This window comes from Terriglobia bacterium (assembly GCA_020072645.1).
In the GTDB taxonomy this organism is placed as follows: domain Bacteria; phylum Acidobacteriota; class Terriglobia; order Terriglobales; family Acidobacteriaceae; genus Angelobacter.
On sequence record JAIQGK010000033.1, the window covers coordinates 1 to 11,690 of the forward strand.

Here is an 11,690-nt window from a genome sequence, read left to right on the forward strand (position 1 = left end):
GGATTTCCACCCCCGGAGTCCCGGGCACGAAGAAGGGGGCGCCCGGCCGCAGGGAGACATGCTGGATGTGATAGGTGGGCCAGCGCCGCCGGCGGAACTCCGCCAGCAGGGCCTGGGCCTGGAGGGCGGCCTCGTTGATCCCCACCAGCTCCATCTTGCCGCCGGGGAAGTAATCGTTCTGGATATCGATTAATAACAAAGCTTTTTTCATACGCCTCCTTCGTCACCACCTTCACACCTTACTTGATAAGGGCTTTTAAAAAGAGGCACCCTTTTTTGAAATTGCTTTTTCTGGTACTCGTCCAGTTCAATTAACTGGCCGTCCAAATCTTGGAAGAAATATTCGAATATTACGTTTTTCCCACTAATTTGCTTTAGCCTTTTAGCAGCTTTATCCCAAGATTGCAGAAGCCCGTTTGCAATATAATTTGTATAGATTCTCTCCCTTTCGCCTTGCTGTTTCACAATGAAGAGTTTTTTCAAATGAAGTTCACCATTAGCGGCTACAGAAATTTCTGTGACAACGCAAAAGTGATCAATTAAATTTAAATCGGATTCTTGGCATCGGTTTCTACTCCATTCCCAAGATGACGAGTGGGAGCATTCAACCTGCCCTGCGCGGCTGGATCGCGTGGCTGCTCTGGACGTCGGGCGTACTTTTGCGCTGGGCATGCGGTTTCTATCATCTCTATTGGCGCGTGTTGCTGCCGGTTTCCGCGGCGCTCGAGCTCACCGGGTTTGCCATTTTCCTCTACTCGGTGCGAAGCCATCGCCCAGCCAAGCCTGGCAACGAGAACCAGCGCATTCCTCTGTGGATCGTCTCTGTGCTGATCGGGACCGCCGGCTTTGGCGCTGCGTTGCTGCTGAACTTAATCATCGCGATTTACGTCAGCATATACAACACCGGGCCTGCATTCCCGCTCATCTTTGAGGCGCGCTTTCTGTTCCTGGTCGCCTATGCCTTCATTGTTCCCACAGTCTGGGGATTCAGCGCGCGGTGGTTGCCGGTCTTCCTCGGCCTAAAACCGCTGCAAGAACGGGCGCTCCGTTACGCTCTCTCGTTCAGCATCGCGGGAGTGCTGCTGGCCGTGGCCGGCTTCACCCAGGCTGCGCACTGGGTCATCGCGGTTGCGGCGGTCGTTGCGGTTGCGGCCTTTCGTTTCCTCGAACAGCCAATTCAAAAAGCAAAAATCGCTGGAGTCCATGCGTCATTTCCCGCGTTTGTGCGGATTGCCTACTTGTGGCTGATAATCGCCGCCGTGGTCGGAATTTGCGGCGTCTATTTCGACCACGCTCATGGATGGATTGGCGCTTCACGCCATGCGCTCACCGTTGGCTTTGTTGCCACCATGGTATTTGCCATTGGCCAGCGAGTACTGCCCGCCTTCGCGGGAATGCGTGTGCTGTACAGTCCGCGACTCATGTTGACATGTCTGCTGTTGCTGAACACAGGCTGCCTGTTGCGCGTAAGCAGTGAAATTCTGGCCTATGAAAACTACTGGCTGCCGGCCTGGAAAATTTTGCCGGTATCTGCAATCTGTGAACTGGCCGCAGTCACTGTGTTTGCTTTGAATCTGCTTCTCACCTTCAGGCAGCCGCCAGCTCATTTGCGGCCCGCTGTCGGCCAAGTCCCGTCCTCATAGTTCCGGCCCGATTTTTTTTCGGCTGATCTTTTTTCCGAGTGATCTGTGTGGCTGAAAGTCTTTTGGGGCTGGCCATCGTGATGCGTCGGCCATCCTTAAGGCTGGCTTGCAGAAGAAAGTGTCAGCAAAAACGCGCTCTCTTCCAGAGCGTCCACGCTGTGCACTACGCTGGGAGCAAGTGTAAGTAGTTGACCGGGCCGAAGATCAAACCTTCCGTTCGCTGTGTGGAACCGGATATCGCCACGAAGAACATGAAGGCAGATTCGAGCGTTCGTCTTGTGGTCTTCCCATCGGCTTCCGGCCCTCATCGTGATTAGCACGATCCGAAACTCAGGGTGCTTGACCAGCATCTTCGATTTGCGGCCCGATTCCTCGGACGACGCTCCCGCCTGCAGCCGGGCGATCTCCCGGTTTAAATCGACTTGGTTTAGATCGACCTGGTTTGAATCTACCTGGTTTAAATCACTCACGGCTCCATCCTCAATCGTGCCGGCATCGTTCGGCTTCGGCTCTCCCGTGATTAACAGTATCTTTCTGGTCCTTTCGAATGGCATCCAACGCTATCGCGCTTGGGTTAATTGCGGCCGGGTTTGATCTTCTTGTCGAAGTTGATCACGTAGAGCACCAGCAGACCGTTGATTACGAAAACCACCGCGGATCCAAGCGCGGCATACAGCGGTATTGTCTGTTGGTGACGCATGAGCGCGTCAACCGAGGCGGCCAGAAGCCAGAGTTGCACTACAACGCCGATGCCTATCAGTACCAGCAATGCCGTGAAGAGTGTGGTTCCCTGTGCCTGGCGGTTGTCCATCACACTTCCACTCCTATGGCGAAAATCTCATTGCCCTGCTGCTCCAGCTTGATCCGTGGCAGTGGCCGCGTTGGCGGACCGGCATACGGCCGCCCTTCATCCACAGTGAAATAACCGTGATGGCAAGGACAGAACAGAGCATTCTCTTTCTCATTGTGTACCACGGCACAGGAGAGATGTGTGCACACCTGTGAATACGCAACCAGATCACCGTTGCCCTGGCGGACAAGAATGCAGGGATCTTCTCCTGTTGGATAAGAAAATAGTTTTGATCCACCAACGGGAATGGAAGAGGCAAGGGCCACCCTGGATCGCGGCATTTCCGATGCTTTAACGATGTGGGGAATTCCTGCGAGTACGGCATTCGCTCCGGCAATAGTAAGTGAACCCAAAGCCAGGAACTTGACCATTTCCCGCCGAGTCACATAATTGTCACTCTCCCACTCCACGGGAAAATCCTGCCGCCACCGCGCATCTTTCTTCTGCTGCTTCTTGCACTCAAAACATTCGTCCTGCTCTTTATTCTTTTCTTCAGGCATTTCAGTCTCCCATGAGCAGGTTAGCCACGTCGTATTCGTCTGTGGCGGTCGTTCCAATCTGCTCAATTGTCACATTTATCTTTTGTACGTTCCGTGGGACCAGCACATTCACCTTGGTCCGAACGGTCTCGCCACCAAACTGCCAGTCGCGAATGGCCATTCCCTGCCGGGTGCGTTCAATGTTTTCCCGCGTAGTAAATGTGAGCGCGCCGGAAGGACAAACCGTAGCGCACATGGGCCGCTTGCCCACGCTGGTGCGGTCATAGCACATATCGCACTTCATCATCTGGTTTATCTCTGCCTTGTACTTGGGTACGCCAAACGGACAGGCCAGCACGCAGTTTGAGCAGCCAATGCAGCGCGGTTTCAAGGAACTTTGCACAACGCCGTCCGGCGTCTTCTTGATCGCATCCGCCGGGCAGACCTGCGCGCAGATGGGATCTTCACAGTGCATGCAGACCTGGGGCGCGGTCTGTACGCTGTCAGGCCGCATGATGGTCTCAAGATGGATGAGGGAGACACCGCGGTGCGTGTCGCACTCTTCACACGCCTGCACGCACGCCTTGCAGCCGATGCAGCGCGAATAGTCAATAAAGAACTCCAGGCCATTTGTGCCGTTCATCGCACTCCCCCGGCTTCCACTTCCAGTTCAGCAATGGCGTCATGCGGCTCCGGCACTTTACTCACACGCACGGCACAGATCTTGTACTCGGGAATATTTGAGATCGGGTCAATGGCGCGCACCGTCATGTTGTTGGCGGCCCGATCAAGCGGCCAGTGATATGGGATAAACACCGTATCAGGACGAATCGTCTTCACCACGCTTGCTCGCACGGTCACCGATCCGCGACGGCTTTCAACTTTCACAAAGTCCCCTTCCGCAATGCCCAGCTTGGCCGCCAACTGGGGATGCATCTCACACAAAGGTTGCGGATACTGGTCCACCAGAGCGCCAATTCTGCGCGTCTGCGTTCCGGAGAGATAGTGGGAGACCACGCGGCCGGTCGTAAGAATGATGGGATACTCTTTGTCCGTCTCTTCGGTTGCTGGCTGCCACTCCACCGGCTGAAAATGGGCTTTGCCGTCCGGATGATTGAACTTGTTGCCTTCATAAAGCCGGGGCGTTCCCGGATGATCGGCAGACGGACAAGGCCAGCAAACGCCGTACTCCCGGTCAATGCGGTCCCAGGTAATCCCGTAATAATCGCAGACGCCGCCTTTGGACGCGACGCGCAGCTCATCAAATATTTCTTTAGGGGAGTCAAACGTAAATTTGCCGCCTTGACCCAGGCGCGCAGCTATATCGCAAATAATTTTCCAGTCCACGCGCGCATCGCCCGGAGGATCTACGACTTTCTTATGATGGATCACACGGCCTTCCACATTGGTGGTGGTGCCTTCATCTTCTTCCATCAGAGAACCTGCCAGCACCACATCCGCATAGCGCGCCGTCTCAGACATGAAGAAATCAATCTGTGAGAAGAACTCCAGTTTCTCAAAGGCCTCGCGGATGTAAGAATTGTTGGGCAGTGAGACCATGGGATTGGAAGAGATTGCCAGCAATCCTTTGATTTTGCCGGCATGAATGGCCTCAAAAATTGGGATGATCGAAAGCCCTTTGTGAGGAATGGTTTCTTCCGGCACGCCCCAGATGCCGGCGATGTACCTGCGATGCTCGGGATTTTCAATATCGCGCCCGCCCGGAAGCTGGTCGCATTTCTGACCCTGCTCTCGGCCGCCCTGGCCATTACCCTGGCCGGTGATCATCGCGTAGCCACAGCCTTCCCGTCCGATTCGTCCCGTGGCCACCACCAGATTGATCGCCGCCATGCAGTTCAGTACGCCTTTGGTGTGGTGCTCAATACCACGCGCATGCAGCAGAAAGCTGGTGGAAGCTGGCCCCCAGATTTCCGCGGCCTTTACGATCATGCTGGCCGGGACGCCCGCAATCCTGGAAGCATACTCCGGCGTGTACTTCCGAACTGTCTCTTCGACCTGTTCCCAGCCCGTGGTGTGCTGTGCGATGAATTCACGATCAATCCAGCCGCGCTCGGTCATGATGTGCAGCATGCCGTTGAAGACTCCGATATCGCCGCCGGGACGCACCGGGATGTATAGATCGGCATTGCGGGCAATCGGTGTCATGCGCGGGTCCATCACAATCACCTTGGCGCCGTTTTCTCGCGCCTGCCACAGATAATTTGTCGTGATGGGCGCGCACTCGGCGACATTGGCCCCGGCTATCAGAATGGCCTTGGCCAATGGAATATCACTCCAGGGGTTCGCTGCGCGATCAATCCCAAAAATCTTTTTTGAAGCCGCCGCGGCTGAGACCATGCAAAGCCGCCCGTTGTAATCGATGTTGGCGGTCTTCACTGCCACACGGGCAAACTTGCCCATGAGGTAGGCCTTTTCATTGGTTAAGGAAGCCCCACCCAGCAGCGCAAAAGAATCGGGGCCGTAGGTTTGCTGGATGCGCTTGATCTCACCAGCAACTTTATCCAACGCTTCATCCCAGCTCACCGGCACAAAACCTGTGCCCTCTTTGCGCATCAGCGGCGCTTTCAGGCGATCACGGTGCTCATCCTGCATGTATCGCTTGACGCCCTTAGGGCAGAGCCGGCCCTGGTTGAAAGGAAAATCTTCCCATGGCTCAAAGCCGATGACTCTGTTGTCTTTTACCTTGAGCTGAATGCCGCACTGCTGTCCGCAGAAACAGCAGTGGGTTTTGACAATACGGTCCGGTTCGACCTCGGCATTCCATCCGTGTGCGGGAATCCGGTTCAGCGTGGGGCCGAACTGGGACACCAACTCGGGGATTGTTACTGGTGGTTTGGCCATATACCTCCGGCTGGTTGTGAAGCGGCAGCGCGCGTGCCTTGTTCGCGCCATTTTTCGTCCTGCGCCATGGCAAGCGATTTGCGTCGGCACGCGGGACATACATCCTGATAATGGCCTCCACCCGGAAGCTGATAATGAATTCCCAGTGAATTCTCCACATTCTTCAGGTCTTCAACGTGCATTCGTGACGCGAAAGGCGCTCCGCAGCGCAAGCACATGGCTTGCTCCGTCCGCGCGCCTTCTTCCTTGTAGAACTGCACGCCAATCTGCGCCGGCCGCTGGAAGACATGAAAGAACTTTCCAAATGGCAGATACAGAAGAGTGAAGATCACGGTCACGGCGTGCAACAGCGAGAGAAAACCGTAGTTCAGGCCATGCAGCAAGTGCGTTGATGCCGTCAGGAAGAGTCCTGTGATCGAAATCGCGAAGAGCATCAGCAGCGGCATCATATCCTGCGCGAACTGCTGGACGGAGATAGCTCCCCGGTCGCGCGCCCGCCGGAACAATGCGAGAGCAACTCCCATCAGCACCATCACAGCGGAAATATCCAGAATGTTGAAGGTAAGCGCAGCGGTGATGGTACCCAGATGAAAGGTTGAGACGTGCTGGCCAAAAACAAACCCGCGATAGATTTCCTGATTGTTGGGTGCGCTCTCAAAATGCACCCATCCAAAAGAAAGTGGAAAGGTCACGGCTGCGGCCAGAATGCAGCCCCAGGCAATCAGCCAGTGGGCAGCCCAGCGGGCGGGCGACCGCTTTTCAATGAACCGTTGCTCAACGAAATCGGAGAAGAACACTTGCGCCAGCCGGACAACATTGCGCGCCAGTTTTGAAGGACGAAAAAAGATTTGCCAGCCGCGAAACCAGTATTTGCGCGTTGGTGGACGCCGCAGCCACATGGCAAAACGGTATCCGATGCCAAAGGCCGAGAACACGCAAGCGCCGGTGTACGGCACAAGAGCCGCGTCATAATGCTTCAGTGAATTGCTTCCAATGAAGATAGCCACCAGCAGCACTGCGGCCACACCCAGCCCCCAGAACGTCGCGTGAATCACGTCTCGTCGGTTCGTCATTGATGCCTTTAAGAATGGATTAGGGCGTTCAGCCGAGTTCATGCATCAACCTCTTCACTCCCAAAAGTATATCGTCTAACGATAATAGAATGTCGAGGTGCGATGGCCTGATTTCATTCGTGCGCCTAGGCCACGGTTGCGATATGCTTTTGGAAGCGGCCCTGCGCAGTTAGCTTTGCCACCAGCAGGCAAATCAGTGCGAAGCAGCCCAGCAGCACGAACCCCCATATAAATGAACCCGTCTGCTGCCGAATGAGGCCCAGCGCCAGCGGAGGAAAGAATCCACCCAGTCCTCCCATTGCGCCCACCAGACCGGTAACGGCGCCCACCGACTGCGGGAAATATTGAGGGACCAGCTTGAACACCGCGCCATTGCCCAGGCCAATAGCGACGGCCATCCCCAAGGCCCCGAGGGTGAACGGTACCATTGTCTGAAAGGTCAGCAACAAGGCCATTGCGGTGACAAAAGGGAAAATCCCGATCAGGATCGTCAAGCCGCCGATCTTATCGGAGAGCCATCCTCCTACGGGCCGCATGACGGTAGCCAACAGAACAAACCCCGCAGTCCTCATGCCTGCGTCCTGCGGCGTCAGCTTAAAAAGCTCCGTGAGGAACATAGGCAGATAAATACTCATGGCCACAAAACCGCCGAAAGTGAGGAAGTAAAAAAAACTCAGCACCCAGCTCATACCTTCGCGCAAAGGCCGGACCATCTGCCTGAGCGACTTGGGTGGCGCAGTGCGCGGCGCATCTTTGGCAAACGAGAAAAAGATTACGGTCCACACGGCCAGCAATCCTGCGAAGGTCCAAAACGTATTGCGGAAACCCAGGTGTATGAATAATAGTGGCGCTCCGAAAGCGGCCAGGGATTGTCCAACGTTGCCGGCGCCGTAAACGCCAAGAGCAAATCCCTGTTTTTCCGGGGGATACCATCCGCTGACAAAAGCCACTCCGACTGAAAAACTGGCCAGCGCGATTCCAGTAAAGAAGCCGAACAAAAGCAGTTGCGGATAACTTTCAACCTTGCCCATCAATACCGCCGCTATTACGGACACGATCATGGTCCAGGTAAAGACCTTTCGTCCTCCCATACGATCGGTGAGAAGACCCAGCGGAATCCGTCCCAGGCTGCCCAGCAAAACCGGAATTGCCATGGCGATGCTGGCCTGCACAGGCGCAAGGTGGAACGTCTTTTTGAGCACCGGCATCATGGCGGAAACCGAGCCAAAAACAGCAAAACAAAGTGCGAACGCGCCTGTGCCGAGAATCAACTGCAATGTATTCGAGCGACTGGATTTAGAGTTCATAGATGATATGAAACCCATGTTTTCATAGGAGGCGCTCGCCGGCATGTGACAAAAATCACACCGCGTTTAAATCAGGAAGTAGATCTCCCTCAAGAAGTTCACATTCCCTCTCATATCCCTCCTTATCGCGCGTCACTCCGGCTCAGCGGCGACACTGGGGGTGGTTGATTTCAGACATCCCACGGGAAGCGCTGATTCGTTTTAGCGGGTATTTCACTATATGCCAAACCGCAATCAGCAGCTTTGCCGATGAGTTCCTGAAGCTGCAGAATGTGTTTGCGCTCACAATAGCTACGGATGCCGGTAATGATCTCAGGAAAAATTTGCAGGCCGTTGATGATAGCGGCGCTCGCCAGTTCCACGGCTCGCGCTCCACTCAATAGAAACCGTACAACATCTTCCGCCGTGCGCGCGCCATTGGTGCCGATGATGGGAACTTCTTTTGAGACGCTTCGCCAACATTTGCTGACCCAGTAGAGACTTGCGGGCAGTGCCCAGCCTCCACCGATCGCGCCCCATGAGCCGAGAATGGGTTTTTGCGTTTCGATATCGGGCATGAAGCCTTGTATGCGCCCGGTCAGCACCAGCATGTTAGCGCCTTCTTCCATCGCGATTGCCGCCAGAGCCAGCGGATCATCCGCCTGCGCGGTAAGCTTGACCGCGAGTGGAATGGAAACCGCGCGCCGCACCGTCCGGACATAGTTGCGCACCGCATCTTGCGCGGTAACCTGGCGAACAGCAGAGGCTTCGCGTCCATGCGGGGCGCCTAGATTCAATTCGACCCAACGCAGCCCGGCCGCTTCCATTTTTCCTGCTATCTCCGCAGCGGGACCGGGTTGAGCGACTGTTATGCTGCCTACGACAATGCTCTGCTTCTGTTTTGCGTAACCGTCCAGCTCCACAAGCATAGCCAGCCATTGTTCAAGCGGCATCTGCGCGAGACCGGAGCGGCAAAATAATGATGCATTCCGCCGTCGTGGTGAGTCCCAGGGGATGACGCGCCAATCGTCATCGAGCAGAACGTAATCGGCCTTTGATAGCTGCGCCGCTGCTTCAGGCAATTCGTTCACTGATTTTGCAATCACCGCACCGGCTCCCGCATCGATGGCGGCGCGGATACCGTCAGCGGTCATGGTGATTTCGCTGGACGCGCAGATCAGAGGATTCTTCAGCCGGATTTTTCCCAGATCAATGGAGAAGTCCATACCTTATGTTTTATTCGCACTCGCTGAGATTTCTGCTAGTTGCTTGACCCAGCTTTTCACAGATCCCGCTAAAGCTCCCAGGTCTGAAGAGAGTGCAATCATCCTATAGCCCGCTGCGGCGGCTTGAGCAGCGCGCGCAGGCGAGTCAGCGTAGATCCCCAGACGAACGTTGGCAACGTCGGCGGCTTCTTCAATTTCGTGAATACGTTGCTGCACCGCTGGATCATCGAGCTTACCTGGCGCGCCCATGTCGACCGTCAAATCAAGAGAACCGATGAATGCGATATCCAGCCCCGTTATCAAGTCCTTCAGAGGCCTTTCCAGATCTTTGCTCTCGAGTTGTCCCACGAGCAGAACTTCTCGGTTGCTGCGCTGAATATACTCCGTAAGCGGCTCTGTTCCATAACCGGCCGCAGGCTGGGCCAAGCTAAGACTGCGCGAACCCTCTGGAGGATACTTGCATGCGGAGCGAAACGCCGACACCTGCTCCCTGGTCTGCACTTGTGGGAATTGAATTCCTGCTGCGCCTGCCTCCAGCAATCGATTCATCTGGCCAGAATCAAAATGCGCGACGCGCACAATCACGGGCAGATCACACGCGCGTCCCGCGGTGATCAGATTTCCTGCTTCCTGTTCGGTAATTTGAGAGTGTTCCATGTCGCAGATGGCAAAGTCCAATCCGGCAAGTGCCAGAATCTCAATGACCTCACGGCGACCAATTTTTACAAACGTTCCTATCGCGGCGCGCGCATTCAGCTTCTCGCGTAGTTGGGCAGCGGAACTTGGCATGTTCGTCAAAATGAGAGTTATTGTACCGCATACGGGTTGTTCCAAAAGTCGTCTGCTGCGGAGAAAGAACTTCCTTGAACTTCGCAAAAGCTAACGAATCCCTAAAGTCTGGTCGGGGCTTGACATCTTGAAGAGCGAGTAAATAACATTCGGTTGTCCCACAATGCGGGCAGCATCTCGCAAATTGATCATGGCTCCAAAGTCACTACCAACCCGAAAGCACGCTAAAAAGACCGTGATTGGACGGGGTTCTACGATTCAAGTCATTGACCGGCTGGCACGCGTATTGGAAGTTTTCGCGGGCAACGGACGCCAGATGAAAGTTCGAGAACTCGCCTCTACGCTGCACCTGCGGCGCTCCACCGCTCACCGTTATCTGGCTTCGCTCTCACATGCAGGCTTTCTGCGCTCTGAAGGCGAAGGCGCATATGCCCTGGGTCCTTTGTTGATCCAGCTTGGCGCGGCGGCAGTTGGCGGCGTGCAGATCGTGGAACTGGCTGAGAATTATCTTTCTCAACTGGCTGAAGAAGCGCAGGAGACGGCCGTATTGAGCCTGTGGTCAGGGGATTGTCCCGTTGTTGTGCGTGTGCGGGAACCTCAGTCAAAGCTGGTGCAACTGCACATCCGGCTGGGCGCGATGTTGCCGCTCGATTCCGCCCAGGGCCATCTTTATTTAGCTTTTCATCCAGACCGCCAGCGTGTTCATCAACTGCTAACACATTTTTCTGAAGGCCAGCGCCGGGAGATAGAACGAGGGATGTCTGATGCGCAAAAAAACGGCGTCTTTGTGAACTCCAGAGTGGCTGAAGGTATTCGCGCTGTGGCCGCGCCAGTCTTCGATCATGAATTAATTGCTGGAACCATTGCGTTTGTCGGCACTCTATCTTCAGTGCCGGCCGATCCGGATTCCGGCTTGGCACAGGCATTAAAAAATGCAGCACAGCGGTTGTCGCGCGATCTGGGCCGCGGACGTGATGTCGCTGCGGTAAAGAGTGCAACGGCATAAATATCCGTCGCCGAAGACGGAAGCATAGCAAGGAATGTTATGAGCTTATACGAACTGAGTCGCGCCTGTTACGAACTGCGGGACGAAGCCAAACGGCAGCAATTCCGCGCTGCCCCGGAGACGTACGCGAGCGGCTATAAGCTGACCACTCGAGAGCGCGAAATGCTTCTCCATCTCGAATGGCGCGCACTGGCTGAGGCCGGCGTAAGCATCTACGTGCTGACCAAACTCGGCGCGGCCAGCAATATTGAATTTCTGGAGTTGGAAGGCGCCATGCGCGGCATGAGCAAGCAGGAATTTGTGGATTTTCTTAAGCGACAGGCAGAGCAGAACAAAGCATTCGCGCTTGGCTTGGAATAACAGAAAGGAGATGGCGGATGGCGAAAATTGTTGCCGGAATGGCTTGTTCCCACGCGCCGTCAATCGCGCATGCCTACGATCATGGAATGACCAATGATGTGGGATGGAAGCGCCTG

At 55.3% G+C, this 11,690-nt stretch carries 14 protein-coding genes; 3 read left to right on the forward strand and 11 right to left on the reverse strand.

Translation table 11 applies throughout. The annotated features are described in order from the left end of the window. On the reverse strand, positions 1–211 hold a 211-nt coding region (locus LAO76_27150), incomplete at its 3' end, for an isochorismatase family protein (protein MBZ5494620.1). Continuing rightward, positions 208–483, reverse strand: coding sequence for a hypothetical protein (locus tag LAO76_27155; protein ID MBZ5494621.1), 276 nt, complete (start codon positions 481–483; stop codon positions 208–210). The genes LAO76_27155 and LAO76_27150, both read right to left, overlap by 4 nt. A gap of 104 nt (positions 484–587) precedes the next feature. Between LAO76_27155 and LAO76_27160 the strand changes: the two genes are divergently transcribed. Further along, on the forward strand, positions 588–1,643 hold the full coding sequence (locus LAO76_27160; protein ID MBZ5494622.1) for a hypothetical protein: 1,056 nt from the start codon (positions 588–590) through the stop codon (positions 1,641–1,643). A 95-nt stretch (positions 1,644–1,738) separates the two neighbouring features. Here LAO76_27160 and LAO76_27165 read toward each other — a convergent pair whose 3' ends face one another. The 9 genes from LAO76_27165 to LAO76_27205 all read right to left on the reverse strand — a co-directional run bounded on the left by LAO76_27165 (position 1,739) and on the right by LAO76_27205 (position 10,208). After that, positions 1,739–2,113 carry an AraC family ligand binding domain-containing protein gene (locus tag LAO76_27165; protein MBZ5494623.1) on the reverse strand — a complete coding sequence of 125 codons (375 nt, stop codon included), beginning with the start codon at positions 2,111–2,113 and terminating at the stop codon, positions 1,739–1,741. Between the two features lie 104 nt (positions 2,114–2,217). Beyond that, positions 2,218–2,457, reverse strand: coding sequence for a hypothetical protein (locus LAO76_27170; GenBank protein MBZ5494624.1), 240 nt, complete (start codon positions 2,455–2,457; stop codon positions 2,218–2,220). After that, positions 2,454–2,993, reverse strand: a complete 540-nt coding sequence (locus tag LAO76_27175; GenBank protein ID MBZ5494625.1) for a Rieske 2Fe-2S domain-containing protein — start codon at positions 2,991–2,993, stop codon at positions 2,454–2,456. The genes LAO76_27170 and LAO76_27175 overlap by 4 nt, the downstream gene beginning before the upstream one ends. 1 nt (position 2,994) lies before the next feature. After that, a complete protein-coding gene (locus tag LAO76_27180) occupies positions 2,995–3,615 on the reverse strand; it encodes a 4Fe-4S binding protein (GenBank protein MBZ5494626.1) in 621 nt (206 codons plus the stop codon). Next, positions 3,612–5,834: a molybdopterin-dependent oxidoreductase gene (locus LAO76_27185; GenBank protein ID MBZ5494627.1), complete on the reverse strand. Its 2,223-nt coding sequence runs from the start codon at positions 5,832–5,834 to the stop codon at positions 3,612–3,614. The genes LAO76_27180 and LAO76_27185 overlap by 4 nt, the downstream gene beginning before the upstream one ends. Continuing rightward, the gene (locus LAO76_27190) at positions 5,816–6,907 is read right to left on the reverse strand and encodes an MFS transporter (protein MBZ5494628.1); all 1,092 of its coding nucleotides are present in this window, start codon (positions 6,905–6,907) and stop codon (positions 5,816–5,818) included. Before LAO76_27190 ends, LAO76_27185 begins: the two co-directional genes overlap by 19 nt. 125 nt (positions 6,908–7,032) lie before the next feature. Next, complete coding sequence (locus LAO76_27195) at positions 7,033–8,214, reverse strand: NarK/NasA family nitrate transporter (protein ID MBZ5494629.1); 1,182 nt, start codon at positions 8,212–8,214, stop codon at positions 7,033–7,035. Positions 8,215–8,384: 170 nt separating this feature from the next. Continuing rightward, positions 8,385–9,419 (reverse strand): tRNA-dihydrouridine synthase, encoded by a 1,035-nt coding sequence (locus LAO76_27200; protein MBZ5494630.1) that lies wholly within the window; start codon positions 9,417–9,419, stop codon positions 8,385–8,387. Between the two features lie 3 nt (positions 9,420–9,422). Next, positions 9,423–10,208 carry a hypothetical protein gene (locus tag LAO76_27205; GenBank protein ID MBZ5494631.1) on the reverse strand — a complete coding sequence of 262 codons (786 nt, stop codon included), beginning with the start codon at positions 10,206–10,208 and terminating at the stop codon, positions 9,423–9,425. Between the two features lie 190 nt (positions 10,209–10,398). Here LAO76_27205 and LAO76_27210 point away from each other — a divergent pair, with 190 nt between their 5' ends. Beyond that, positions 10,399–11,214: an IclR family transcriptional regulator gene (locus LAO76_27210; protein ID MBZ5494632.1), complete on the forward strand. Its 816-nt coding sequence runs from the start codon at positions 10,399–10,401 to the stop codon at positions 11,212–11,214. A gap of 39 nt (positions 11,215–11,253) precedes the next feature. Next, positions 11,254–11,574, forward strand: coding sequence for a hypothetical protein (locus LAO76_27215; protein MBZ5494633.1), 321 nt, complete (start codon positions 11,254–11,256; stop codon positions 11,572–11,574). The last annotated feature ends 116 nt before the right edge of the window (positions 11,575–11,690 follow it).